Annotated in this window: 25 protein-coding genes and 3 pseudogenes; 12 read left to right on the forward strand and 16 right to left on the reverse strand. The window is 45.7% G+C overall.

All coding sequences use genetic code 11. The annotated features are described in order from the left end of the window. Positions 1-397 precede the first annotated feature (397 nt). The 7 genes and pseudogenes from R5H20_RS01570 to R5H20_RS01600 all read right to left on the reverse strand — a co-directional run bounded on the left by R5H20_RS01570 (position 398) and on the right by R5H20_RS01600 (position 7,495). Positions 398-844: a hypothetical protein gene (locus R5H20_RS01570; RefSeq protein ID WP_006640030.1), complete on the reverse strand. Its 447-nt coding sequence runs from the start codon at positions 842-844 to the stop codon at positions 398-400. Between the two features lie 35 nt (positions 845-879). Beyond that, the gene (locus R5H20_RS01575; RefSeq protein WP_006640031.1) at positions 880-1,347 is read right to left on the reverse strand and encodes a hypothetical protein; all 468 of its coding nucleotides are present in this window, start codon (positions 1,345-1,347) and stop codon (positions 880-882) included. Between the two features lie 95 nt (positions 1,348-1,442). Further along, positions 1,443-3,644: a glycoside hydrolase domain-containing protein gene (locus R5H20_RS01580; protein ID WP_006640032.1), complete on the reverse strand. Its 2,202-nt coding sequence runs from the start codon at positions 3,642-3,644 to the stop codon at positions 1,443-1,445. Positions 3,645-3,748: 104 nt separating this feature from the next. Next, a pseudogene (locus R5H20_RS01585) lies at positions 3,749-4,141 on the reverse strand (DUF2000 domain-containing protein). Continuing rightward, a complete protein-coding gene (locus R5H20_RS01590) occupies positions 4,138-5,073 on the reverse strand; it encodes a DMT family transporter (protein ID WP_006640034.1) in 936 nt (311 codons plus the stop codon). Before R5H20_RS01590 ends, R5H20_RS01585 begins: the two are co-directional and overlap by 4 nt. Continuing rightward, positions 5,070-5,906 (reverse strand): AraC family ligand binding domain-containing protein, encoded by an 837-nt coding sequence (locus R5H20_RS01595; RefSeq protein WP_006640035.1) that lies wholly within the window; start codon positions 5,904-5,906, stop codon positions 5,070-5,072. Before R5H20_RS01595 ends, R5H20_RS01590 begins: the two co-directional genes overlap by 4 nt. A 542-nt stretch (positions 5,907-6,448) precedes the next feature. Then, positions 6,449-7,495 (reverse strand): helix-turn-helix transcriptional regulator, encoded by a 1,047-nt coding sequence (locus tag R5H20_RS01600; protein ID WP_006640036.1) that lies wholly within the window; start codon positions 7,493-7,495, stop codon positions 6,449-6,451. A gap of 109 nt (positions 7,496-7,604) precedes the next feature. On the opposite strand from R5H20_RS01600, the gene R5H20_RS01605 reads away from it, so the two are divergent. The 3 genes from R5H20_RS01605 (at position 7,605) to R5H20_RS01615 (ending at position 10,496) form a co-directional block, all read left to right on the forward strand. After that, on the forward strand, positions 7,605-8,291 hold the full coding sequence (locus R5H20_RS01605; protein WP_006640037.1) for a class I SAM-dependent methyltransferase: 687 nt from the start codon (positions 7,605-7,607) through the stop codon (positions 8,289-8,291). After that, complete coding sequence (locus R5H20_RS01610) at positions 8,285-9,355, forward strand: saccharopine dehydrogenase NADP-binding domain-containing protein (RefSeq protein ID WP_006640038.1); 1,071 nt, start codon at positions 8,285-8,287, stop codon at positions 9,353-9,355. The genes R5H20_RS01605 and R5H20_RS01610 overlap by 7 nt, the downstream gene beginning before the upstream one ends. A 64-nt stretch (positions 9,356-9,419) precedes the next feature. Beyond that, positions 9,420-10,496, forward strand: coding sequence for an iron-containing alcohol dehydrogenase family protein (locus R5H20_RS01615; RefSeq protein WP_006640039.1), 1,077 nt, complete (start codon positions 9,420-9,422; stop codon positions 10,494-10,496). 34 nt (positions 10,497-10,530) lie between these two features. On the opposite strand, the gene R5H20_RS01620 is transcribed toward R5H20_RS01615, so the two are convergent. Then, entirely contained in the window at positions 10,531-11,286 is a 756-nt protein-coding gene (locus R5H20_RS01620) for a SurA N-terminal domain-containing protein (protein ID WP_006640040.1), read from the reverse strand. 154 nt (positions 11,287-11,440) lie between these two features. After that, positions 11,441-12,229: a sulfotransferase family 2 domain-containing protein gene (locus R5H20_RS01625; RefSeq protein WP_006640041.1), complete on the reverse strand. Its 789-nt coding sequence runs from the start codon at positions 12,227-12,229 to the stop codon at positions 11,441-11,443. A 331-nt stretch (positions 12,230-12,560) separates the two neighbouring features. Between R5H20_RS01625 and R5H20_RS01630 the strand changes: the two genes are divergently transcribed. After that, a complete protein-coding gene (locus R5H20_RS01630) occupies positions 12,561-13,454 on the forward strand; it encodes a Vgb family protein (RefSeq protein WP_006640042.1) in 894 nt (297 codons plus the stop codon). A 51-nt stretch (positions 13,455-13,505) separates the two neighbouring features. On the opposite strand, the gene R5H20_RS01635 is transcribed toward R5H20_RS01630, so the two are convergent. The 3 genes and pseudogenes from R5H20_RS01635 to nagB all read right to left on the reverse strand — a co-directional run bounded on the left by R5H20_RS01635 (position 13,506) and on the right by nagB (position 15,063). Further along, positions 13,506-13,889: a DUF2512 family protein gene (locus R5H20_RS01635; RefSeq protein WP_029419466.1), complete on the reverse strand. Its 384-nt coding sequence runs from the start codon at positions 13,887-13,889 to the stop codon at positions 13,506-13,508. A gap of 119 nt (positions 13,890-14,008) precedes the next feature. Then, a pseudogene (locus tag R5H20_RS01640) lies at positions 14,009-14,259 on the reverse strand (PTS transporter subunit EIIC); the annotation flags it as partial. Positions 14,260-14,319: 60 nt separating this feature from the next. After that, positions 14,320-15,063 carry a glucosamine-6-phosphate deaminase gene (gene nagB / locus R5H20_RS01645; RefSeq protein WP_224254448.1) on the reverse strand — a complete coding sequence of 248 codons (744 nt, stop codon included), beginning with the start codon at positions 15,061-15,063 and terminating at the stop codon, positions 14,320-14,322. A gap of 210 nt (positions 15,064-15,273) precedes the next feature. On the opposite strand from nagB, the gene R5H20_RS01650 reads away from it, so the two are divergent. From R5H20_RS01650 to R5H20_RS01675, 6 genes are all read left to right on the forward strand, one after another. Beyond that, complete coding sequence (locus tag R5H20_RS01650) at positions 15,274-15,999, forward strand: transcriptional regulator GamR (protein WP_006640046.1); 726 nt, start codon at positions 15,274-15,276, stop codon at positions 15,997-15,999. Positions 16,000-16,160: 161 nt separating this feature from the next. After that, positions 16,161-16,898 carry a chitin disaccharide deacetylase gene (gene chbG, locus R5H20_RS01655; protein WP_006640047.1) on the forward strand — a complete coding sequence of 246 codons (738 nt, stop codon included), beginning with the start codon at positions 16,161-16,163 and terminating at the stop codon, positions 16,896-16,898. A 14-nt stretch (positions 16,899-16,912) separates the two neighbouring features. Continuing rightward, positions 16,913-18,313 carry a PTS transporter subunit EIIC gene (locus R5H20_RS01660; RefSeq protein ID WP_006640048.1) on the forward strand — a complete coding sequence of 467 codons (1,401 nt, stop codon included), beginning with the start codon at positions 16,913-16,915 and terminating at the stop codon, positions 18,311-18,313. An 88-nt stretch (positions 18,314-18,401) separates the two neighbouring features. Further along, positions 18,402-18,755 carry a VOC family protein gene (locus R5H20_RS01665; RefSeq protein WP_224254510.1) on the forward strand — a complete coding sequence of 118 codons (354 nt, stop codon included), beginning with the start codon at positions 18,402-18,404 and terminating at the stop codon, positions 18,753-18,755. A gap of 78 nt (positions 18,756-18,833) precedes the next feature. Beyond that, positions 18,834-19,601 (forward strand): MerR family transcriptional regulator, encoded by a 768-nt coding sequence (locus tag R5H20_RS01670; protein WP_006640050.1) that lies wholly within the window; start codon positions 18,834-18,836, stop codon positions 19,599-19,601. 274 nt (positions 19,602-19,875) lie between these two features. Further along, on the forward strand, positions 19,876-21,255 hold the full coding sequence (locus tag R5H20_RS01675; RefSeq protein WP_006640051.1) for an amino acid permease: 1,380 nt from the start codon (positions 19,876-19,878) through the stop codon (positions 21,253-21,255). On the opposite strand, the gene R5H20_RS01680 is transcribed toward R5H20_RS01675, so the two are convergent. Then, on the reverse strand, positions 21,245-21,589 hold the full coding sequence (locus R5H20_RS01680) for a hypothetical protein (RefSeq protein WP_141231098.1): 345 nt from the start codon (positions 21,587-21,589) through the stop codon (positions 21,245-21,247). The two genes, R5H20_RS01675 and R5H20_RS01680, sit on opposite strands and share 11 nt — an antisense overlap. An 85-nt stretch (positions 21,590-21,674) precedes the next feature. Continuing rightward, positions 21,675-22,067, reverse strand: coding sequence for a ribosomal maturation YjgA family protein (locus R5H20_RS01685; protein ID WP_029419460.1), 393 nt, complete (start codon positions 22,065-22,067; stop codon positions 21,675-21,677). 75 nt (positions 22,068-22,142) lie between these two features. On the opposite strand from R5H20_RS01685, the pseudogene R5H20_RS01690 reads away from it, so the two are divergent. Both R5H20_RS01690 and R5H20_RS01695 read left to right on the forward strand, forming a co-directional pair. After that, a pseudogene (locus R5H20_RS01690) lies at positions 22,143-22,830 on the forward strand (VWA domain-containing protein). Between the two features lie 146 nt (positions 22,831-22,976). Beyond that, on the forward strand, positions 22,977-23,369 hold the full coding sequence (locus tag R5H20_RS01695; protein WP_006640054.1) for a hypothetical protein: 393 nt from the start codon (positions 22,977-22,979) through the stop codon (positions 23,367-23,369). Between the two features lie 350 nt (positions 23,370-23,719). Here the strand turns inward: R5H20_RS01695 and R5H20_RS01700 are convergent, their stop codons facing one another. Together R5H20_RS01700 and R5H20_RS01705 are read right to left on the reverse strand one after the other, a co-directional pair. Next, on the reverse strand, positions 23,720-25,156 hold the full coding sequence (locus R5H20_RS01700) for an alanine/glycine:cation symporter family protein (RefSeq protein WP_006640055.1): 1,437 nt from the start codon (positions 25,154-25,156) through the stop codon (positions 23,720-23,722). 25 nt (positions 25,157-25,181) lie between these two features. Next, complete coding sequence (locus R5H20_RS01705; RefSeq protein ID WP_006640056.1) at positions 25,182-26,165, reverse strand: glutaminase; 984 nt, start codon at positions 26,163-26,165, stop codon at positions 25,182-25,184. Between the last annotated feature and the right edge of the window lie 289 nt (positions 26,166-26,454).

Consider the following 26,454-nt stretch of genomic DNA (forward strand, 5'->3'; position numbering starts at 1 on the left):
TAAAAAGTTTTGGTCTTTGTTTCTTTGCGATTTAGTGATTGTAACGAACACCCAGATGGAGCTGGCTAAAAGTAATATCGTTAAAATAATGGGAAAAAGTATGCCCGATGTCATATGAAATGGAAACGACTTGCCCAGAAAATATAGCAGTTATAATGCAGGCGGTGATGGAGCTGTAAAGAGAAGCTTTTATCACGTGGCTGATTTTTAGCGTGGATAAATCTTGTTTTTCGAGGTATGCCATCACTCTTCATCGTTTTCAGCTTTCGAAAACAATATAGCTTCAGCCGTTTGTTTTGTTTCTTCGAATAATTGTTGGTCTGTTTGCATGTCTTTTGTCCTTCTTTTTTGTTTGATTGATAGACGAACCAAAGCAGAGGTGATGTTCCTCTGCTTTTTAATCAAATTCTTTTTTAAAACGTTCATCTAAAATAAAATCAATCATACCCGTGATTCTGGAATATTCCGCTCTTTTTTGGAAGTGCAGGATTGTTTGCATTGGTCCTTTTCGCGAGGAGAGCAGCATCTTGGCGATCCAAAGAAAAGAGAAGATCAGATAGAATATGAAGAAGAATGAAAATAGCCTTGAAAGATCATGGGTGAAAGAGGAGACTTGACCAGATAAAAAGGCAGCCATAATTACAGCAGTAATACTGCTGAAAAAAATGCCTTTAATAAAATATGTTAATGTAAAACTGGGATTTGAAAAATAGATTTTTAGCTGATTTAATGTAACAGAATCTTGATTTGCAAGGTATGTAAGCCGCTCTTCGTCACTTTTGTGAGACTCAAGGAGTTTGGCTGTATGTTCAGTTTTTTGAAATAATTGTTTTTCGTTTCTCATTGGATTGTCACTCCTATTCAAAAAAACATGAGATTTTATTGGTGCGGTATATTTTTCAATGCCTTTTTGTATTTTTGTTGTAAAACATAATCAATCATTTTTACGATACGTGCAAACTCTGCTTTCTTGGAAAAGTGTGTAATGAATTGAATCGGCTTTTTTTTCAAGGTGACAAGCTGTTTAAGCACCCAGAAGATACACCCCACAAATATGACAGCCAATATTATAATGGAGATGCCGGAAACGAAAGGGAATATCGAATCTGCTTGACCAGAAAGAATTGCAGTTATGAACGAAGCCAATATGATACTGAAAAATGCTGCACTGATGAAATAATGAAGCGCAAATGAAGGATCTGAGTAATAGACTTTCAGCTGATTTAAGGTTAGTGAATCTTGTTTAGCGAGAAAGGCTAATAACTCTTCGTCGCTCTTATCGCGGTAAGTTTTAAGAGTTTTGGCTGTTTTTTGCGTTTCAATGAATACTTGTTTGTCTGTGTACAATGTTAATACCTCCACGATACTTATATCAAAGATTTGGAAAAGCTGCATAAATACATTATATTATGTATTTATGCAGCTTTCATTAAATAAACAAATTAATCAGCTGTTTGTGAACCAAATATCGCAAATAACACAGCAGACACTGCCGTGCCAATAGCGATTTCCGGTGCTGCAGTTCCCACTATTACGACAGCTGCTACACCAACAGCAGCTGCTATAATTCCTCCAACTGCAACCCCAATTGTTCCCCAATCGATTGGTAACGCTTCTTCAGGAGCTACAACTGGTTTGCTGGGTGAGACATATAATTTCTTAATTTTAAAGGTAATTGTAGCTGACATTTCAGTTTTTGTATCATCGACTACCGGAATTTCATTGCTGAATATCGTTAATGAAAGATCTAAAGATTCAACAGAAGGTGAAACGTTTACCATGATATATCCGTTACGCACCGACAAGCCGATATTCTTTAAAAGCTCATCATACGAATGAATTTGTGAAGAACTCAATGATGTTTTTGAGTTCCCTAATACTTCTGTAATCGACGCTCCGACCTTTCCGTTTTTAACTTGTAATGTACCCGGTGATGTTTCACTTGGCTTTTTAAATATTAGTGAAGTAGACAACGTAATATCCAAGTATAGAGACTCGTAAACTGTCTCTGTTTTATCAAAAATAAACATTGTTGTAAATAGTTCAGAAATACTGCTCAGTGCCGGGATGTTTGCTAAAATATTTCTCAACGTTCTGACTCGTGCGTCATACACCGGATCTGACGACGGGGTGACGCTTGCTGTTCCTTTGTCCCTGCCTGAATAAGCGTCTTTATCAATGCCGATGGCTCCGCTGCCCGTGCCGATTGAATGTTCGTAGAATTGATCAAAGGCCCAGTTTTTTGGCATCGTGTAGCCGAGGTTGCCGCTGAAGCCGGTCGACATGTCGGCAACGAAGCTGTACTCCGTCAATCCGGCGTCGGCTGTTCTGATACAGATGTTTCTAGGCCCGTATACGCCGATCTTATATTTTGGCGAATTCGGTATGCTTTCCATTTTGTCAAACGCTGCTCTGATTTCATTAAAATAAGGGATGATTTTGTCTGTTACTTCATAATCATACGCGTCGAAATCAACGGCAAAATAAATGGTTGTGCCAGATGGGAAGCCTAATCCCTGCGCTGCGTTGACAGCGGCATACGCATCTGTTGTTCCTTGGTTTGGTACGAAATACGAGGATTCGTAGCCGCCGTCCTGATAAATCGGGAACACTCTCAAACCTTCATTAAAAATGATTGAAAGTTCAGCCGGAGTCATCGCCTTTGATTTAAGGCCGCTGCTTGTCCGCACATTGCCTGTCAAATATCTGCCGACCACTTTATATCCGTTGCTCCGTAAAGTTTTTGCTGTAGCGGCTGTTAGGATCGTGGCAGTGTCACAGGCCGCCGCGGCACGTGAAGTATCGCCGGAGCTTGACAATAATGCCTTGATCGTTGCCATATTGGCAATACCCGTTACAGGCAAACACATGAAGCTTTGAAAGCGGGAGACGGCAGATTCGACTTCCGCATCATAAACGCCGTCAAATTCACCCGAAGAATAGCCATTGCAATATAATGCGTATTGAAGAATCAGCACGAATTTGGTTCTGGAATCACCGGGTTTAAGTGTCGGACATTTGCTTGTTGTACCTGGTCCAAAAAAGCCGTTTGCCACACTTGTACTCATGCCTTCTTCCTTTTGCAAAGCATAAATCAGCGCCTTGTTTGTCTCTCGGGAATAAACGCCGTCACAAGGCATTAATCCGAAATAAGCATTGTAATCCCGATTTAAATTTTGCTGAATTTGACGAATTTTCGTATCACCGTTTCGTACCAATGTAAAAGCACTCATGTTGAGCAGTGCCTTCATGATCTGTGCGGTGACAACACCATCTTGTTTGGCTAGACCTGCGGCCCTCTGAAATCTTTTCACGGCATCCTCTGTACTTTCAAAAAAGTTACCTGTTAATCCGCCGGGATTAAATCCCTTTCCTTTAACCCAAAAAGCGCCTTGCAGAATGTAATTTAGGTTTGTCGGTTTTTCAGTTTTCTTCTGCTTTTTTAGCGGAACAAACTTACTCTCTGTCGCCGGCCCGAAATTATCAGCAGGCTCTGCGATACCGAGTTCGATCTGCAATGCTCTCGTTAAACCGTAAATCGTTTCCCAGCTTGGTTTTCCGTTCTCTTTCACCTTGTTGAAGCCGTGTTTCCCGCTATAGGTTTTGTTTAGCCATTCCTGAGTTTTTAATACCATTTGATCCATAGAAGGTCCCTCTTTTCTTTATTTGTGCTTTCACTATTAGGTGGCAAACGTATGACAAAAAACGGACATTGACTCACTCAGCAAAGTCAATGCCCGTTTTTTGTTTATCTCAACAGCCCCAAACTCCCGGTCAATCGGATGACCTTCTTCTTATCCCCGCATATGCCAATTCCAAAATAGCGGTAATCGGAAGCAGCAGTGTTTTGGAATTTCTCAGTATAGGCTTCATATGTGTGAATGCTCTTGAGCGACATCGGTGAAATCAACTGACAGTAAATCGTCGAAATCATCGGTCAAAAGCCTGCGTTTTTATTCATGGAGGTGCTCGGCATTCCCTTTTAATATGGGAATGGGGACTTTGACGATCCCAAGTGTTCGATTCCGGAGCCGTCTGTTACATTTCCGCCGAGGAGGCTAGGGCTGTTTTTGCCGAGGGCTGCCCCCAGGATCGCCGCTGTATTGGCGATCAGTCCGAGCAGCAGGCTTTCATCGATCACAAGTGCGCATTTTGTTTCATTCCTGAGATTTGTTCCTCCTTCAGCCGCGGTTTTGGCTTTATTTCTGAAATATAAAGGCCTGTCAATGTCAGGACTCCTCCAATGAGCGCCATCCATGTCATGTTTTCATGCAAAATGAGAATGGATGCAGCAATCGTAATCACGGGCACCATGTATATGTATGCGCTCGTTTTCACGGCTCCCAGCACACCGACCGACCAGTTCCACGTTACAAAGCAAAGCGCTGATGCGCCAGCCCCGAGGAATAGCATGTTCAACAGGTTGACGTGGGAAGCGAATGGGCTGAGCGTGAAGCGGAAGTCAAACAGGAAAAGGTGCGGGATCATGAAGATCAGTCCGTAAAAGAACACCCGCTGTGTACATTGAATCGTGTGATAGCGAAATGCGCTGATTTTTTTCATGAAGATCGAGTATATCGCCCAGACAAGGGCCGCGGCACACGCAAGTATATCACCGAGCGGATTCAGTTTAAGCACCGCGTTTCCATTGAAAAAAATGAGTGCGAGGCCGGTAAAAGCGGCGGCAAATCCCATAAAAAAATGCGGTTTGAGCCTCTCGCCGGTCAGTAGAAAGTGGGCCAGAACCGCGGTGATCATCGGAACGACCGCTACAATCATGCCGACGTTTGAGGCATAGGTAAGGGTGAGCGCGATGTTTTCCAGCAAAAAATACAGCGTTACGCCACACAGCCCCGCTCCGGCAAAAAGCGCTTCCTCCCGCCAGCTTTTCACTTTTAGAACGTGCGGATGGACGATGATCAGCACGAAAAAACCGAGCAGAAAACGATAAAACAAAATCTCCATTGGTGAAAAATCCTCAAGCAGCACCTTTGTCGAAACAAAAGTCGTGCCCCAAATAAGAATGGTTAAAACAGCCGCAAGATGTCCGGTGGTTTCACGTCGAGTATTCATTCTTTTATCTCCTGTCTGTCACATTCAAAAATCTTCATATATTGCCTCGGTGTCAGTCCGACCTGACGCTTAAAAAATTTGGTCAAGTGGCTCTGATCGCTGAAGCCGGTCTGAAACGCGGTTTCAATCGGTTTAACCCCTTGTTCCAGCAGCTTTTTCGCATGGTTGATGCGAACGGTTTCCAAGTAGCTGTAAGGGGAAATCCCTTTTTGCTTCGTAAACGACCGCAGCAAATGGTATTTGCTCCAGCCCGTCAGCCGGCTGAGATCGTCCAGCGTAATATTTTCCGTGTAATACGCTTCTAAATAATCGCAGACCGCTTTGACTTCATCGGACGGCTCAGGCGCATTTTCCAAAAACGCGACATCAGAATATGTCCGGATCAGCTCTTCAAGCAGATAGAGAAACAATTCCTCTTTCTTCAGCGTGTTTTCTTTCTGCAAAATATAGATGTGCAGTTCCTTCAAGCTGGAGGTCAGTTCATGGCGGTACAAGACGTTTTGCGTGAAGTATGGCAGGTTTTCCGCGCCCGTCAGTTCCTTAACGGCTTTCATCATTACATCAGGCGTAATATTGATACAGCGGTAGTCGAGCGCTTTCCCGTCAATCTGCTCGCAGCTGTGGGTGTCATGCGGATTAAAAAGCACGAGGTCACCGGGATTGATGATGTATTCCTGTCCCTTGCAAAGCAAACAGCGCTGCCCCTTTTCGATAAAACCGACCACATAATAGTCGTGGAAGTGATTCGGGAACTTCTGCATGATGCCTTTAAAGCGGTAGGCTTCAACTTGCAGATCGGGATCGAGAAAAAGCGTGCGGGTTTCGTTTCGCATGGCGGACCTCCTGTGGGTTTGATGATTTTTTTAGTTTAGCATGTTTTTAGGGGATTTCTTGTATGATGTTGCTGTTTTCTTTCTTAAAAACCAAGAAGAAAAAACAGCGTTTTCGCTTAACACGTTAAAGATTAGACAATTATAGGGGGCCAATAAATAAGAACAAAAATTCGATACTGGACCGTGGAATGGATTATGGCGGGGCAAAGCTGTCGGGTGTGAGAATCTGGTGAGGAATACAAAATGCAAATTTGGAATCAATTATAAAAAAATGGAGGCCCAAATTATTCCTAAAAACTCGAGATGCCAGCATCTATTTGGAATTTATAATAAAACTGATATAAAAAGCCTTTGATATTTTGGATAGCAATGGATGTAACGGGTGGAATTATCAAAGGCTAGGTGTAAAAGAGGGCAATAATTAAACCTTCTAGCTTTATGAATTAGTTCGCAACTCTACTAAAATATCTTAAATATAGTTAAAAGGGTATGAACCGCGAAAGCCCTTTATTATCTGTTTTAGTCCAAGATATTTCCCCTTTTTATTTCAGAACATCATCAAGCAGCTTCCACATCAGCTCCCGCCGATTTTCCGACCCAGTCTTCAAAAAAATCGACTTTAAATGGTCTTGGATGGTATAAGCCGAAATGTGCAAGGCTTCAGCGATGTCTTTTGTGGAAAGCCCGCGGATGATCCGGTATGCGATGTCCTTTTCCCGTTCAGACAGGCCGTACGCGTCTGCAATGAGCGGTATCGCTTCTGCGGGTGAAGCCGGCTCGAATGAAACGGCGATTTGTCCTGACGGGCCGAAACCGTCCAAGCGGCTCGCTTTAATGGACAGAAGGGGCTGGCCCGGAATCGAAATGACGGTTTTTGCCGGATCATCCGTCTCTGCTGCGGCTCGAGAGCAGACGGCTCTGATCGGCCTCGGTATTGACGCGCCGCCGATCTTTTCCCATCCGCGGAAGACGCTCAGCCAATGAAGCGCCGCTTCATTGCATGATATCGGTCTGACATTCTCCGACAAAATCAGAATGCCGCCGGCATGTTTCATGTGAAACAAGTCTTTTTTTGGCGCTTGATGTCGCAATCGCTGCAAGTGCCGGCCGATAACCGGTGCAAGTGAAGCGAGAAGGGAGCGTTCCTTCTTATGAAATGGCGGCCGTCCGCTTTTTCGCCATAGTGTAAGATAGCCCCAGCATTCCCCCTTGCTTAAAAGAACGGCCCGCATTTCGTCCCCAAAGCCTGCCGGTTCAAGAATCATGCGGTATCGTTTGCTCTTGTGAAGATTCCCATTCAAGGCCCCGCTTAAAATCGCCGCTGTCTGCTTTGTTTTGATTAATGTTTCGTATTGATTGACATCATCATCCATGTATTCAAGCTCAAATAACCGCGCATGCATCCTTTCAATTGGCTCATCTGTGATCGCTCCGATGGACAGGAGGGTTTTCGGATCGACGGCTGTACAGCATGAAGCATCAAATGAGATCGCGCTTCGCAGCGCGGATATGACGGCTTCCATGTATTGCGGTGATGTTTGTGATGTTTGTCCAAGCTCATTGAATTGGTCTTTTAACGGCCGGTCCATTGGATTCCCTCCATTAAAAATCCCATGTTTGTGGGATGGTGCATTTGAAAAACTTCCTTATAATTGAGAACAATTCTTAATTATTTTACTAAAAGGAGTGCGCCTTGTCATGAACATGGATTGGAATCACCTTGATGTGTATCAATATAGAGAAAAGATCGCTTTGAAAATCCCCTGCTACCGCATGTTATACGATATGATGGATCGCCTGCTGACCGTTCGGCTTAATATGGATGAGGCCAATGTGGCGGTTGTCGGGGCAGGAGGCGGACAGGAATTGCTGACATTGGGCAAGAGACATCCGAATTGGTCGTTTAGAGGGGTCGATACATCTGCCCATATGCTCAATTTGGCGCAGCAAAGGCTGAAGTTCGCCGGTATTCAGCTCAAAGCCGACTTCATTGAAGGAGAAGTGGGACAGCTGGAGCATCAATATGATGCGGCGACTTGCATGCTTGTCCTCCATTTTGTCCGCGATAAGCGGAAGTTTTTGCAGGATATCGCGGCCCGTTTACCTCAGGGGGCACCGTTTTCGATCGCGTCGATCAATGGCGATATTTATTCTGAAACATTTTCGTGGCAGATGAAAGCCTGGAAGGAACATATGCTGGCAAACGGAATTTCTGAACAGGAGTGGGGGCGTTTCGCGGATTCTATCGGCAAGCATTCTCATCCGATTCCGGCGCTAGAGGTGGAAGCTTTGCTGGAGGAATCAGGTTTTACGAATGTGACGCGGTTTTTCAGCGCTTATTTAATTGATGGCTGGTTCGCTGTAAAAGGGGGCGGCAAATGTTGAAACAGCATATTGTCGTGATTGGCGGATACGGTTATGTCGGCGGTCACATCTGCCGGATGCTCGGGGAGAAATACCCGGGGCTTGTGTATGCCGCAGGGAGAAATCTGGACAGAGCTCAGCGACTTTGCCGGGAAACGGGAGGTAAAGTGAAGCCGATGCGCTTCAATAGAGATGCGGCTGATGATTGGGCTTGGCTTGAACAGACGAAGCTTGTCATCGTATGTATAGATCAGGAGGACACGGATTTAGCCGAGGCTTGTTTGGCGAACGGGACGGATTATATCGACATTTCTGCAAACGGGCCATTTTTAGCCCGGATCGAACGGCTGAATGCCGGCGCTTGCAGAGGAACGGGGGTGTTGAGTGTCGGGTTGGCCCCGGGACTAACCAATTTACTGGCGCAAGAGGCAAAGAAAGCCTTTGATGAAACAAACCGTATCGATATCACGATCATGCTCGGTTTAGGAGACAGCCATGGGAAGGCGGCAATTGAGTGGACGGTAGACCAGCTCCATTCAGTGTTTGACATAACAGACCGGGGACGAGTGAAGAAAGTCGGCAGTTTTACCGGCGGGAGGCCGGCAGACCTTGGGTGTATGGGCCGGCGCATGGCCTATCGATTTCCCTTTTCAGACCAGATGACCCTTCCGAACACTTTAGGTGTGCCTTCAATCGCTACAAGGCTTTGTTTTGATTCTCGGGTTGCAACGTTTGTCATCGCCGGGCTTAAGAAAAGTGGGGCTGCGCGGCTTTTAAAACATGCGGTGATCCGTTCAGCCGCTGTCAAAAGTCTTGGTTCTCTGCAGATCGGATCTGCCAAGTATGCGGTGAAAGTCGATGCTGCAGAAGTGAAAGACGGAAGGAGCCGGGAAATCGGTCTTTCTTTGCACGGAGAACGCGAATCCCTGATCACGGCGAAGGTCGCCGCTGCAGCCGCTCATGCTTTGTATAATGGCAGTTTTCCCCAAGGAGTGTTTCATATAGAGCAGCTGTTTGAGCTTGAGCGGGAGGGAGAATCGCTTTTTTTAAAGATAAAAGAAAGAGATGAACGATTTGTTATATAATTTGACTTATTTTCGAAGGAAGTGAGATGATAAGATTTAGAAAATAATAGAAGGAGATGGTGTCATGCAGCCTGAAGAAATCGTCAGAAGCGGACCGAACCAATATATTTGCAAAGAAGGGATCACCCGGGAGATCCCGTCGTTTTTGGACGGATTCAAGCGTCCTGTCATCATCACCGGAGTCAAGTCATTTGCGGCTTTTGCCAAACATGCGGAGCTTCCCGCTGATTGGAAGGTGATTCAGCATAGAGGCTACAGCTCGCTTCAGGCGATTCGCAAAGCTGCCGAGGAAGCAGGCTCGGCGGATATCATCATTGGAATTGGCGGAGGAACCGTGTTAGATACAGCGAAGGCCGCCGCTGCCCTGTTGAACATTGAAGTGATGACGATTCCGACAATTCCGGGGACATGCGCCGCAGCCACGCCGCTCAGCGTGATTTACGATGACGAGGGCAACTTTGAAAGGGTGCAATACCATAAGCGCTCCAGCTACTTGACGCTGGTCGACCCTTTACTGCTCCTTTCTTCTCCGATTGCTTATGTGAAAAGCGGAATCGGCGATACGCTGGCGAAATGGTATGAGGCGGAAGCGATCATCAGAAATACGGCTGATTCGCTTTCCATTATGGTTCAGGCGGGGCTCAGGCAATCTGTCTATATTCGGGACATCCTTTTACAGGAGAGTCTGAAGGCTGTCGAAAGCATCGAAAAAGGCGAACCATCTCCAGCTTTAACAAATGTGCTGGAAGCGGTCATCGTGCTCGCGGGAACGGTAGGAGGCTATGCGGGCCGCTACGGCAGAATGGCCGGCGCTCATGCGATTCACAACGGCTTGACATTTATTGCGGAAACCCACCATGTGCTGCACGGCCAAAAAGTCGCTTATGGCATATTGGTGCAGCTTGCACTGGAAGGAAGGACAAACGATATCCGGGAGCTGCTTCCGCTTTATGAGGCGCTCGGCTTTCCGAAAAGATTAAGCGATTTGGGCATTGCAGAAAACCTTGCGCAGGCGAAACAGACAATCGCAGCCCATGCCTGCAAACCGGAAGAGTCGCTTTGTTTAATGGGATCGTTCAGCGAAGCGGATGTCGTTGCCGCGATAGAGTCATTGGAATTCGAAAGCGTGAAGCAGCCATAAAAAAGGCCGCCGGGCAAACCCGGCGGTCCTTTTTTTATATTTTGATGTCTATCTCCGCGCTTTTTTTCAATTTTTCAACTTGCTGCCCGAGTTTTTCCTGACGTTTTTGCTGTTCGAGCATTTGCTTGATTTGCGATTTTACGTCCTCAAGCTTCGGCGTTTTTTGCTTGCTATCTTTTTGCTGTGCGGCGTATTGATCGTAGTATGATTTAATTTCTTCGTTCGTTACTTTATCCTGCGGGACTTCTTTCTTGATATATTTTTCCGCTTTGATGTTGGCGGCAATATCTGATTTGAGTTCAGACAGGTTTAAGCCGGCTTTTTTTAAAGCGGTGTTGAATTCTTGATCGCTTTTATACTGCTTTTTGCTTTCGTCGAGCTGTTTATTAATCTCCTGATCAGACGCTTTGTAGCCTTTTTTATCCGCCTCTTCTAGAAGCAGGGTTTGTCCGATGAGGCTGTCGAGTGTTTGCTGTTTGATTTGTTTAGCCGCGTCAGCTGTCGTCGGGTCTTGTCCCGCTTGCTGATATTGCATTTGCGCGGTTGATAATAAATTGTTATATTCGCTGCCGTTGATTTTTTTGTCGTTCACGACGGCAACCGTTTTCTTCTCATCGATCTTTTGCTTATCAAGCTTCTTCTGGATCGCTTTCATTTGTTTTTCTTGATCTTGCTGAGTTGTTTTTGATTGAGCATCTGCTGTTGATTTTTGGCCTTCATCATTGGAACCGCAGGCGGCGAGAGCGATAGACATGAATCCAATCATAAGAGACGAAATCAGTTTCTTCATTATCATGTGTCTCCTTTCTTGAACAAGAAGTCAGATCGTAAAAAATGATCTAGTGCGCATTCTAAATGATATTTGCTAAAAAAGAAACCATTTGGAACCGATTTTCCAAATTGTAATCAAATTGAAAGGAGCTCGTAATAATGAGAACGGGAAGTCATGTTACATGATTCGGATCAAAGCCGTACACTTCAAAGTCCTTTTTAAAGATGTCTGCCACTAATTGTGTTGCTTCTTTATCATAAAAGCTTTCATATGTGGGAATGACCCAGTCAAAAGTGGTTTTTGTCACCGCCGCGTCTGCGGATTTTTCTTTTTTTACCATAAAATTCGAAAAATGATGCGGGGACTTCGACAGTTTTGAAAGCGGCGCTTTGATTAACCTGTATTTGTTTTCAATTTCTCTTATGTGCGCCTTAAAGTCCTCAAGATAAATATAATGTTCTACAACCTCTTCTTCCCCATTTATATACTGGGGAGCGAGGTGCCGGTCAAATGCACCCGCCTTCTGCAATTGATATAAAAATTGTTTAAAAGACATCCCATCGAGGATATCGCCGGCGGAAACAGCGGTTAAAAACAAACTGACGGCTCTTCGGAACGGGTTTCTCACAAGCTTGTAAGCATCCTTTTTTTGCTTCAGCAGATGTTCGGCAAGTTCTTTCGTATATCCGGGCTTTTCCGTATACATCGTGTTTCGGTAATGATGAACCTCTTCGTCTGACATGAGGCAGACGTCTTCAGGCGATCCGTTTTGGAACAAGAACCAGCGATGCAGAGTTGTACTTCCGCTTTTGGGAACCCAAAAAAGAATGAGCGGGAAGTCTTTTGCGTAAAGCGGGGGATATGGCTCTAGCAAACCTTTTATGTCATTATAGTCATCCATTTTGAACACATCCGTTTCCATTGTTGCCGCGCTTTCTCCGGAACAGCTATACAAACACATTATGCCGCTCCGAATGAAAGGAGAGGGCGGAAATTTGAATATCTTTTGAAAATAGATGTTTTCAGAAAGTCATACGTCAGAATCCCTGGCGTGTGATATACTGAAAAAAAGCGGAAGGGTGAAAACACACATGATTTTATAATCCTTTTTAGAAAATCTCGTTACAGGCATTTCATCGGATTCGTCTATTCCGATTTTGACTGATGTAGCGTCTTTTTTTCTGAATAGGATTTGTCATGTGCTTTAATCGTAAAAGAAATACTTGCTGTGCGGCTTCATGCCTCCTATTCAGAACATTTGCCGGGTTTTTCAATATACAGGAGGGATAGCCATGCAGTTCAAAATAAATGAATATCCGCTGCCTGATCTTGAATCAGGCCCATACGGAATTGTCAGAGGCGCGGATGGTGCGCTTTGGTTTACAGAACAAAAAGGGAATCGGATCGGCAGGATCACCGCCGGCGGCCGGATGACCGAATACGCCGTTCCGACGGAGAATGCAGGTGTTTCGATTATCACCTCCGGAATCAACGGGGATTTATGGTTTACAGAATATAAAGCCGGAAAAATCGGCAGAATCACAGTCGATGGCGAGATAACGGAATATCCGCTGCCGTCTGGAGCGGCGCCGTTCGGTATTACGGAAGGCCCTGACGGTGCCGTGTGGTATACGGATATGGCAGGTCATAAAATTGGCAGGATGTCCGGAGCGGGGGAAGTGTCGGAATATGAACTGCCCAAGCCAGGATCATTTCCTTCATTTATAACAGCAGGCCCCGATGGTGCCCTATGGTTTACAGAAAACCAAAGCAATGCCATCGGCAGGATTACACCTGGGGGAGACATCCGGGAGTTTTCGATCCCTACAAAGGACTCCGGACCTGTCGGCATTGCCGCCGGCCCCGATGGTGCGCTGTGGTTTGCAGAAATAAACGGCAATCAAATCGGGAGAATCACCGTGTCGGGAATGTTTCGTGAATACCCGATTCCTTCCGTAAATGCCCGTCCCCACGCCATTGCAGCTGGCCCTGACGGTGCCATGTGGTTTACGGAATGGGGGAGCAATAAAATCGGCAGAATCACGGCGGCGGGGGATATCGCCGAATATTCCATTCCGGCGGCCGATGCTGAACCGCACGGTATTGCAGCGGGCGGCGATCAATCGGTCTGGTTTGCGGAAGAGTGCGGCCAAATCGGCCAATTCATGATTTTATCAAACGAATAGCTAATCAAAAGAACGTCCCGCTGCCGGGACGTTCTTTTTTTCAAAGGATGATCAGTCTGTTCTTGTTTCCATTCGGCGGTGATTGAAAAAGCCGAGGTTTTTATTCATCATGTAAAAATGGAACATGTATTCTCCCACCGCCATGGCGACCGCTGCAAAAAATGCGGCTGAGACGGCGGTGTCTGCCGCGGCGCCCATGGCAAGCGCCATCAGCCAAACGGTGAGAAAAGCGACCCCTACATCCGCCAGTGTCGCGGTGATGTTGTTCGTTTTAGGCAAAATGAACAAATCTCCAAGCAGATAGGAGACTGCGCCCAACACCACTGTAATCAAAAGGATATTCCCAAAAGTAAAGCCGAATCCGAGACCGAGTACAAGATACAAGACCACAATGGTCATGATTCCCTTGATGGACAGGGCTTTGGCATGATCCATTTCCCATTCACTCCTTCATACGAGGTTTTAGTTTATTTTTTCCTCGTATTCAGGAATCCAAACATGTTCGCCTGCATCCTCCACATGTTTACGGACCTTCGGACGGTTTTTGCCACATCAGGAGGTTTTAAACCGAGAAGCTTTCCCATATTATCAAGGGTGACAGTCAATATGAGATAGCCGATGACAGCCCCAGCCCGGCGGCTTCTTCTCCTCCCGCTAAACCGATGGCAACGCCGCCGGCAAGAATGAGCGGAAGATTGTCAAAGACGACACCGCCCGCGTCTTTGATGATCGAAATATTGAGTACATCTTGATCGCCAAAACGAAGCAGCAGGCCGGCCGCCGGCAAAACGGCAGCCAGGGCCATCAATGCCCGCCCAAGCTGTCGTAAAATTTGGAACGCTTTTTTTAAACATAACAGTCTCCTTTATGATGATTGTTTTTTTAACTGTTGAGCCGCATGCTGATCTGCAATTACTGTCACATTGGGATGAGACTGCAAAATGGAAGCGGGTACATTTTTGGTCATGATGCCCTCCGCCATCTTTTGGACAGCTTCGGCCTTTTCTTCTCCGCTGGCCAATAAAACAATGTGCCGAATAAACTCCATAATGGTTTGGATTCCCATCGAAATGGCGAGCCGCGGAACGAGCGACTGATCGCCGAAAAAGCGCGCATTGGCCTTAATTGTGCTTTCCGACAGGCGGACGATCCGAGTCCTTGCTTCAGGATCGGACCCCGGTTCATTAAAACCGATATGTCCGTTTGCGCCGATCCCGAGAATCTGAATATCGATTCCCCCTATACGTCTGATCAGATTTTCATAAGCTGAACACTCGTCTTCAAGCTGCGGATTGTCTCCCTTTGGAATATGTATTTGTTCCTCAGGTACATTGATATGACGAAATAAATGATCATACATGAATTTGTTATAACTTTGTGGATGTTCAGGTGATAATCCGATATATTCGTCTAAATTAAATGTTGTAACCTTAGAGAAATCAAGTTCACCTGATTTGTATTGATGGACGAGTTGTTTGTACAGCCCAATTGGAGTGCTGCCTGTGGCAAGCCCCAAGACAGCGTCCGGTTTCGCTTTTACACAGTCTTTGACAATATCAGCGCTTATTCGGCAAAGATCGTCGTAATGATCGGCTATGATGATGTTCATGTGGCCATTCCTCCCTGGTGATTTTCACACGAAAATTTGTTACTATCATTTTTGAATTGTTACTGCAAATTTAGCACCGATAAAATCTTTTTGTCAATGCAATATTGAACGTTCATTTTTGAGGTATGATACAAATCTTTCGCGATTGGATGTTAAATGGTATTATAAAACCATTCCCATGTACTGAAGATGAAAAGCGGAGGGACTGTTATGACTGAGGAAAAAAGGAATGTCGCTTTATATTCCGTCATCAAGTTTAAAATCATCGAGCTGATTAAATCAGGTAAATATAAAGCAAATGACCAGCTGCCGACAGAGAGCGAATTTTGCGAGCAGTATCATGTCAGCAGAACGACGGTCAGGCTGGCATTGCAGCAGCTCGAGCTTGAAGGATATATTAAGAGAATTCAAGGAAAAGGCACTTTTGTTTCCGCGGCAAAAATTCAAGCGCCCATTCCCCATAAAATTACGAGCTTTGCAGAGCAGATGAAGGGCTTGAGATCTGAATCAAAAGTGCTTGAGCTTGTTGTGATTCCCGCAGATCAATCAATCGCAGAGCTTTTGCAAATCAATGAGAACGATCCTGTCAATAAGCTTGTCAGGATCAGATATGCCGAGGATGAACCGCTGCAATACCATACTTCATATATTCCTTGGAAAATTGCCCCCGCCCTTGTTCAAGAAGAGTGTACTGGTTCATTGTTTGCTTTGCTGAGGTCAAAATACAACATTCGCATCGAGCGGGGAACTGAATGGATCGAACCGATTTTGACCGATGAAACAATCAGCGAACATTTGTTAATCAATGTCGGCGCTCCGGTGTTCCTGTCTGAGTCCATCACCTATGATGATCAGGGGGGAGTCGTGGAATACGCTCAAATCATTACGAGAGGGGACAGAACGAAATTTATCGTCGAACAGCAATATAGCACATAGAAATCAACCTGTTAACTGGCATTGTTCAGTAACAGGTTTTTTCTTTTGGCCAAGAAAGCATGGCCGGCGGGTCCTGCAAAATGGATGAAAGATGCCGTCATGATAAAACCGCCGGACGGAGCATATTTTGTAATCAGAACATGATGAAGGGGATATTGCCGATGAAAAAATTGATTATCAATGCCGATGATTTTGGTTATTCAAGAGGCGTCAATTATGGGATTATCGATGCCCACAGACTGGGAATTTTAACATCAGCGACTTTAATGGCCAATATGCCGGGCGCCGGGCATGCCGCCCGCCTCGCCAAAACGCATCCAGGTTTGGGGGTCGGCGTGCATTTGGTGCTGACATGCGGAAGACCTCTTCTTACGGATCATCGGACAATTGTTGATGCAAAGGGGGATTTTCGCCAACTTTCGTTCTACAGGGGAGCGTTCACAGTCGATTTTGAAGAGGTATATGCCGAGTGGAAAGCGCAGATAGAACGGCTATATGCGTTTGGCCTGGAGCCCACACATCTGGACAGTCATCATCACATTAACTCTTATGCCGGAATGCCGGAGGTGTTTTTAAGGCTTGCGCAAGAATTCGGGCTGCCTGTCAGAAACAATATGGATGATGCGGCATTGAATGAAGCGAACATCAAAACAACCGATGGGTTTTCGACGGTTCTTGAAACTGCTTTAAAGGATGAACAAGCCGTCAGCGGGCTTTTCAAAGACTCTGAATCAGTCGAAGTGATGACGCATCCGGCTTATCTGGATAAGACTCTCTTGGCGAATTCCTCGTTTACGTATCCGCGGGTGGATGAACTGGAGTTTTTAACCGACGCAGAGACCGCAAGACGGGTGAAGTCGCTGCCTGATGTACGCCTTTCAACATTCGGAGATCTGTAGCAGGGGGGAGACTGATGAAACACTTTCTTCAAAAGCTGGGCAAATCAATGCTTATTCCGATAGCGGCTCTTCCGGCAGCGGGATTATTGCTTCGGCTGTCTGCCGAAGACATGCTCAATATCCCGCTTTTTCAAGCTTCAGGCGTCATTCTGAACAATATGGATATATTGATTGCGATCGGCATCGCCATGGGGCTTGCCAAGACAAAGGATAAAGGGATACCTGCATTGACGGGTTATTTGGCCATTTCCGTCCTCAATGAAGGGCTCGGCATTCTAAACCAGGATCTTGACATGAGCGTTTTTGGCGGAGTTATCGCAGGTTTAATGGCTGCCTATATTTATAATCAATTTCAGCACACCCGGCTTCCAAGCATGTTCGCTTTTTTTGGCGGAGAGAAATTTCCGATTACGATGATCATTTTGGTGATGATCCCGATTGCGGGCCTGTTTTCCGTTGTATGGCCTTACGCGCAGGCGGGCATCGATGCTTTTAGCCAGATGCTTGTAGGGATGGGGGCTTTCGGAATATTTGTATTCGGATTTTTCAATCGGTTTTTGCTGCCGTTTGGACTTCATCATGTTATGAATACGTATGTATATTTTGGTCTCGGACGTTTTGAGACGGCTTCGGGGCAGGCGATCACAGGCGAAATTACACGCTTTTTGAATGGCGATCCGCATGCCGGGTATTTTCTCGGAGGATTTTTCATCACGATGATGTTTGGCATTCCCGCGATCGCATTGGCGATTTCGCGAGCCGCCAGAACAAAGAAGAAAGAAACGAAAGCGCTGATGTCTTCAGGAGCTGCAACATCGTTTATTACCGGCATTACAGAGCCGATTGAATTTACGTTTTTATTTACATCGCCATTATTGTATGTTCTTCATTCCGTGTATACGGGTCTGGCCGGCATGACGCTTTATTTGCTCGGGATTCGGCACGGCTTTTCATGGGGAGCGGGGGTGATCGACTATGTGCTGAACCTGAATCTATCTGATCGCGGACTGCTGGTGATACCGGTCGGTTTGGCATTCTTCATCCTCTATTATGCCACCTTTTATTTTATCATCACAAAGCGGAATGTTCCGGTAGTCGGCAGGGAGCAGGGTGCCGCCTCTTTGCAGGAAAATGGAGGGGGGACGGCTGAAAAACATTCAAAATATCAAACAATCGCCGCAGACATTCTTCAGCATATCGGAGGAAAAGAAAATGTGATGTCGTGTGAAAACTGTATGACGCGTCTGAGACTCAGGCTGGCCGATAACTCCCTGGCTGACGAAGCAAAACTAAAGCGTGCCGGGGCACACGGCGTCATCAAGATTGGCCGGCATGATATTCAGATTGTGGTCGGTCCGGATGCGGCGAATGTGAAGCGGGAATTGCAAACTCTCATAGAGCGCGAATCGTATTAAGGCTGTATCTATTCTCGCTTCGGACAGCAAGTGTTATGATGAAGACGAGTATGCATGATGAAAAGATACTGGGGGATTTTTTTTGCAAGTGATTAAGTCATATATTCGTCTGTACACGGACGATTTAGACTCCGCGATGTCATTTTATGAAAATCTCTTGGACTGTAAAACTGAATTCAGGTTTCGATACCGGGAAATGGATTTGGAAATTGCGGCCGTCGGCCATTTTCTCATACTGGAAGGATCGCCAAAGGCCTTAGAGCCCTTTCTGGAAACAAAAGCAACCTTGATCGTTGATTCTGTTGAGGAGTTTAAAGAACGGCTCCTTGAGAATGGATCTGAGGTGGTGCGGGACATTAAGGAAGTGCCGACAGGGAAAAACATGACGATGAAGCATCCCGACGGTTCCACCATCGAATATGTGCAATTCTTCAATCAATAACACTTGCACCTCCCGCAACGTGAGGCTTTATCATCGAAGAAAGCCTCGCGGCGAAGGAACTTGAGGAGGATGGTAAGAGTGGAAAAAGATCAATATTATTCAATCGGGGTTTTCTCTAAAAAAACCGGCGTATCGGTGCGGACTTTACACTATTATGATGAAATCGGGCTGCTCAAACCTGAGAAGCATCCAGGCTCAGGACATCGCCTCTATACCGAACGGGACGAGATGGCCTTGCAGAAGATCACGTGTTTGAAGTCTCTGGGATACAGCCTTGAGCAAATCCGGGCGATCATAAAAGAGTCCAGCTTTGATGCCAGTCTGATTGAAACATTGCAGAAGCAAAAACATGAGCTTGAAAGGAAACAGGAGGAGATTGGGACCGCGTTGAAAGCGATCAGCCGGATGATCGGGCTGCTGAAGGAAGAGGAAGAAATAGACGGAGCCGTTTTTATGAGTCTTATCAACAGCATCCAAACAGAAAAAGATCAGCGGCTATGGATCGAGCAGAACATGACAAAAGAGCTTGCCGACCGGTTATTTGACAAACCGGAAGAGGAGATGGCGGCATTGGATCAGGCCTTTATTCAGTTGGCCAAAGAGGTTAAAAGGCTGGCGGGAAAGCCTGTGGATGATCCCGAGGTGCAGGAGATGGCAGACCGGCATATGAAGGTGAGCCTCCAGTTTGTCGGAGCGGATGCACTGTCGGCTTTCGGCAGTATTAACGAAGCTGAAACGGAGAAGTTTGTGGATCAGATCCCTTCGCCTTATACGAGACAAGAGGAAGAATGGCTTGAACGCGTGTTTGAATATTATATGGTTCATAATGAGATATCCTTTCAGTAAGGAAGAGTAAAACCGATATGAATGCGGCCGGCTTTGCCGGGCGCTGTTTTTTTTGCGGGTATGGGCAGGAGATTATTTTACTTTGAAACCTTTTTCATTTACTATAGATATTGTCCATATTTTAGGGAATTCTTCATTTGTGCGAGGGGTGTATATCGGCATACATATCAGTTCCAGGCAACCTTGAAGTGACAAGCTTGATTTGATACGCAGAACGTGCAGAGTCAAGAGAATCTGTCTTCTCTCGCTTTGTATTTTTTTGGAGGAAAAAGCCTTGCGAAACTTATTTCAGAAAAAAGATGTAGCACAACTTTTGGCACAGCATCAAAAACGGAAAAACAACCCTTCCATGGGGGCATTTGATTTAACATTATTGGGAATTGGGGCCGTTATCGGAACGGGCGTCATGGTGCTGACGGGGATAACGGCCGCGCAGAATGCTGGACCGGCTGTGATTTTTTCGTTTATCCTGGCTGCCGTTGTCTGTAGTTTGGCCGCTCTTTGCTATGCCGAAATTTCATCTGCGCTGCCTGTTTACGGGAGCGCCTATATTTACTCATACACAACAATGGGAGAAATCGTCGGCCACCTGATGGGCTGGACGCTATTGTCGGTTTACATGCTGACTTCTTCCGCGGTCGCGAGCGGATGGTCGAGCTATTTCAATAATTTGCTGGCGGGATTCGGTCTGTCCATCCCCAAACAGCTGCTGACCACTCCCGAACACGGCGGGGTCATGAATCTTCCTGCCATCGCGATTACATTTATCATGACATGGATTTTGTCAAAGGGAACAAAAGAGAGCAAAAAGTTTAACAATGCGATGGTCATCGTGAAGATACTCATTGTCGCGCTCTTTATTATCGCGGGCAGCTTTTATGTGAAGCCTGAAAACTGGCATCCTTTTATGCCGTTTGGGACAGAAGGCGTCATTACCGGAGCGGCTGCTGTGTTTTTCGCGTATTTAGGGTTTGATGCCATTTCCGCTTCTGCTGAAGATGTGAAAAATCCGCAGCGTAATTTGCCGATCGGCATCATCGGATCATTATTGATTTGTACGTTGATTTATATCCTCGTCTGCCTTGTCATGACGGGTATGGTGCCGTACAGCCAGCTGAATGTCCCTGAAGCCATGTCCTATGTGCTGCAGGTCGTCCAGCAAAACACGGTGGCGGAAATTATATCTGTCGGCGCCGTGATCGGGCTGATGGCGGTGATTTTTGCGAACACCTTTGCGGCGACGAGAATTTCGTTTGCCATGAGCAGAGACGGGCTGCTGCCTAAAGTGTTTTCAATCACGGGGAAACGCTCGGGAGCCCCTGTATGGAATACTTGGATAACAGGACTGATAACGGCTCTGGTCGCCGGATTTGTCGATTTGAAAAATCTGTCCAATTTAGCCAATATGGGTGCGCTGCTCACTTTTTTGATGGTGAGTCTATCTGTGCTCATTTTGCGCAAAACCCATAAAGACCTGCCGCGCGGCTTTAAAGTTCCGTTCGTGCCGGTCATCCCGATTCTTTCCATAGGCTTCTGCCTGTTTCTTATCGCAAACCTGCCGGCGGAAACATGGCTCTATTTTTCCGTTTGGCTGCTGGCCGGAGCGGCGGTTTATTTCGGATATTCTTATAAACACAGCGCGCTTAAGCGTTAGCAGGCTGCGCTTCTTCAGAAAAGCTCCACTTAACGGAGCTTTTTTGTCTGCCTGGAAAAGACGCAGTATATCTTTCAACCGGGTTAAGGTGAGCCAACATGCTAAAATGCCAATAGGAATTTGAAAAATAATAGGAATGATTTTGTGAGAGGATTGAATGAGTTTTCAAGAATAGATGGGCAAATCGTAAAGCATGCGGCAGAGAATTATAGGGAAGAGATAATAATGTAGTTCCTCCTGCCAAAAAGGATAGAGACACTGGACATGTCGAAAAAAACAGGAGGAAATCCTCTGCCGGCTGCAGGAAATGACAGCCTGCTTGTGCTTTACGCATTGAACCCATCCTTTTTTATTATCGGACTTGTCCGGCTCATTTTAAACAGCACAAAGTCACAAAATAAAATTATGTAAATTTTCCCCTAAAGTTTTCGTTTATATATGATGCCCTCAAACAGAATGCCCGCTCCAATGCCCAGCAGATAGGCCAGTAAATCGCTCCATAAAAATCCATATCCGAGTACAAGGCCGCCAAGCGCCGTGGCGCGTATGTGATCGATCCAAGCGGCATGATACAGCTGGCTGCATTCGATTATATAGCAACATATCAGCGCTATAAGTCCAACGGTCTTTGTGTCCGCCTTCCTCAATAAAAAGCCGAATCCAAAAAAGATCATCAGTGCCCAAAGAGCATCCCCCGCATACATATTGACTGCATCCGGCAGCGCCGCTGCCATTTTCCGTGTGCTTAATCCTGCCGCCATGGCCATGAAAATAAGCGCGGCTTGCCATATAAGGCTGCGTTTCATCATCATGTGTAGCCCCGTTTCATGTTAGGTAATAAAACTTTTATATCCTTATATCGTATGAAACAAAAAGGGGATTTGCAAATGGCCACGATCAATCTGCAGAAGAAAAGCTTGGATTACGGCCCGGGTCGGCCTGATGTTCACTATCACAGGATCGGGATCTCTTTATAAAAATGGGACCGTTCAACAAACAGTTGAAAGAGTGCTGCCTGTTGCCGGCAGATTGCCGATGACGGGGTATTGAATATTGCTGGTATATGACAACGTATTAACCGCTAACTGAAAAAAGAATTTACGGGATATGTCGACCGGGAAATCATCGATAATGACCGGTTTCACAAGTTTGGAAACAATGATGAACCGCCTGTCATGAAAGACGCATTAAAAACATATATGGCTGAAGAACCAAGTTCAAATCCTGTCTTTATGAATGATGGAGACTGAAAAAGACGATCAAGTCGATGATTGAAGCGTCCTCTAATAAGCCATTATTCTGGCAATTTGTCGGAATTGAAGAGGGAAACTTTGATTTTTTAAAAAAGCTCGGAAGCCCGCATGGTCGACAACCCTAATCTTTTTCATATTAACGATATAAGAGTGGTCAGATGATGAATGATATGTTTCGCTTCTTCATGAATGTCCTGTCTGGCTCGAAGAGGCGAAACAAAAAGGCATTTTGCCGGAATGCGAGAAAGGGGATATTCCGCAAACTGTTCAGACCGCCCTCCAATACGGCCCAAGAGGGTTGGGGAATATTAGAGTAATATAGTGCTCCCGTCTAGTAGCGCTTTAAAAATCATTGTTCTTAATTATTCTAGTAATTGATGTTGTGTAATTTTTCTATTTTTATTGATTATTTTAGCAAATATGTTATTATGTCATAGTTGCTAAATTAGCAAAGAAAGGGAGTTTAAAATGAAAAAAATTGTAATGATGCTGTTTACAGCTGTCCTTTTGGCAGTCGCATGTTTTGCCGGCAGTTCAGAAGCATTTGCCATGACTTCAAAAGGAGCGATTCAATTTAAAACAGATGCCAATACATATTCAAAACATGCCACTTCTATTGTCGTAACAGGTACTTTGGCACGGGATCTGGACAATGGTTATACCGTATTTCTTTATAAAAAAGGAAAAACTGCTCCAGTGAAAATGATAGATGTGGATCACAGTATTGGTACACGCAGTTTTAGGGCAGTCTTTTCGACGAAAAATATTCCAGCAGGCAAATATGATGTGATTGTAGCGCAAAGCTGGGCATGGAAAAATTGGCATGGAGAACTAAAACACTATATTACAGTACAACACTAAAATTGATATCTTAAATATAACAATTTAAATCTTAAAACATGATATTTTGTTATAAAAGACCATAAATGAGGATGTTTCTGAAAGTCTTTTGGACTTTCCGTGAAGCATCCTCTTTTATTTAAAACAAGCTGTGGAAGGGGCCTCTGCAACAGAATAAGCCAAAACCTTTACTGATAGAAAGTAGAACCGATTGCTTCAAAGTTTTGGTTAGACATTCTGTACGTTTCATCATTGCACAGTATGATTCATTTATCCGAAGTTCCCCATATGTTTGACTAAGTTTCCGTTTTTTCTGTCCGTGCACCTTTTGATAAGTAAACATCAAAAAGCCGCCCAAGGCGGCTTCATGTTTATCCCGCATGTTCACTTTTTGACACTTGCGCGGTTCCTGAGTGCTCCCAGCACTCGATGTTTTCGTGATTTTCGATCACATCCTTGTAAAAGACGGGATCTTTTCCGGCTTTTCTTTGCTTCACATAGTCGTTCAAAGCAGCAAAGGCGTTTTTCGATAACAGGAAGATCGCGATTAAATTAACGATGACCATCAATCCCATGAACAGGTCGGCCATATCCCAGACGAGCTGGACTTTTGCAACACAGCCGAAGATCACCATTCCGAGTACACCGATTCTGTATAGCAATAAGACTGCTTTGCTTTTGTTTAAGAAGCCGATGTTGGTCTCTCCGTAGTAATAGTTTCCGATGAGCGCGCAGAAACCGAATAACAATATCAAAATCGCCAAAAATCCCGACGCCCACGGTCCGACGTGTTCGCTTAGAGCGGCTTGCGTCAGCGGGATTCCGCTCAGTCCAGGCTGCTTATAGGCATCAGAGAACAAAATGATCAGGGCGGTGCTTGTACAAATGATTAATGTGTCCGTTAAGACGCCGAACGCCTGAATCAGCCCCTGTTTGACGGGATGGCTTGTCGTTGCCGTTGCGGCTGCATTTGGCGCGCTTCCCATTCCCGCTTCGTTTGAGAAAATTCCGCGTTTGATCCCGTGCATCAGTGCCGCGCCTAATGCTCCGCCCGCCGCCTGCTCAAATCCGAACGCATTTTTCACGATCAGCGCAAAAACATCCGGCAGCTGAGAAATGTTGGTCAGAATGACGAAAAAAGCGACACCGATATAGAGCACGGCTAAAAACATGACGATATATTCGGAAAGCTTCGCAATCCGTTTCACGCCGCCGAAAATGATCGTCCCGAAAACGGCGATCAAAATGACGCCGAGGGTGAAGCGGTCCGTCCCAAATGCGTTATTGAACGCGACGCTGATCGTATTCGATTGAACGGAGTTGAACACGATTCCGAATGACAGGGTGATTAAAACCGCAAACAGGGCGCCCATCCAGCGTTTTTTCAGCCCTTTTTCCATGTAATAGGCGGGGCCGCCGCGGAATCCATTTACATCTTTCACTTTATAAATTTGCGCCAGCGTGCTTTCGACAAAGCTTGAAGCTGAGCCGATAATGGCAATGATCCACATCCAGAAGATCGCTCCGGGGCCGCCGAGTGCAATCGCGATCGCGATTCCCGTAATATTTCCGGTGCCGACCCGGGCTGCCATGCTGATGCAAAACGCCTGGAAAGGCGATATATCGTTTTTGGAACGGTTTGCAGCGCCTTCCTTTAAAACGCGGACCATCTCTTTCAGCATCCGAACCTGCAAAAATTTCAATCTGAACGTAAAATATACTCCCAACGACAGAAGCAGCACGATTAATAGTTTTGACCAAAAAAAATCGTTTATGATTCCAATGACATACTGAAGGACTTCCTGCATGTTCTCACCTCTTGATTCATTATTTTCAAAAAATACTCAAATCCCACTCCTGTGCCAATTGTTTCAAAAGCATACCGCCTGTCAGGCTGTTGCCGTATTCGTCGATCGCCGGTCCGTAGATGCCGATCCCGCATCCGTGCTGAAAAGGCTCATTCCTTTTGAGGCTGGCCGGCACGGCGCACATGATTCCGCCGGATACGCCGCTTTTGGCGGGAATGCCGACAAAGGCGGCGAATTTTCCGGAAGCGTTGTACATCCCGCATGTCAGCATCAAGGCTTTTGTCAGCTTTGCGACGTCTTTTGGGATCACTTGCTCTCCGCGGAAAGGATGGTAACCGTCGTTCGCGAGAATCAAGCCGATCAGGGCGATATCTTCTGTGTTTCCTTCTATGGAGCATTGCTTCAGGTAAACCCCAAGCGTTTCTTCGACTTCGGCTTCCAAAAAGCCGGTTTCCTTTAAGTAATGCGCCAGTGCTCTGTTTCGATGGGCCGTCTGCCATTCTGACCGGAACACGTCTTCATTGATAACAGGGCGTTTTCCGATCATTTTCTCAATAATGGCGTAAATCGTTTCGATTTTTTGTTGAGCCGATTCTCCGGGCAGGATTGAAGCGACGGTTAGAGCGCCCGCGTTAATCATCGGGTTAAACGGTTTTCCCGGTTTATGCATCTCAAGGCGGATGATTGAATTAAATGCATCGCCTGTCGGCTCTACATCGACGCGATCCAAAACGTAAGGAATCCCTTTCGTTACACAGGCGGCAACAAAACTAATCACCTTTGAGATGCTTTGCAGTGTGAAAGGGATATCCCAGTCGCCCGATTTGATCACGGTTCGGTCAGGTCCCGCTACACAAATGCCGAGCTGTTTTGAATCGACTTCTCCCAATGCCGGGATATAGTCGGCATTGCGTCCATTGGCAGAGAAGGGACGGTAATGTTCGACCAAATCGTTAAGGCGGGCTTGCCAGAAATGGGTGTCATAGCGTTCTTTCACAATTTCTTTCATCGAAATTCCTCCAATCTGACCTGTAGATTTCTAGAAATACACGTGCGGTGGTATGGATATGACGGCTGCAGCCCGGATTCCGTAGGCCGCAGCGGTGATTGGTACAGAGCTTGTTCTATCCTGAAAAAAGGGGTATGGATAGGGAGTGAATTGCGGGAAAGTACAGCGCTTTCAAACTAAGGAAATATAATTTCAATTTAAAGGAGAACCTACATGATCATACAAAAAACGACAAGAACGCTCAAAAAATAAGCCGATTGATTTAAAAATCAAACCGACTGTGGGTACA

Origin of the sequence: Bacillus sp. KICET-3 (genome assembly GCF_033261025.1) — a bacterium.
Classification (GTDB): domain Bacteria; phylum Bacillota; class Bacilli; order Bacillales; family Bacillaceae; genus Bacillus; species Bacillus sonorensis.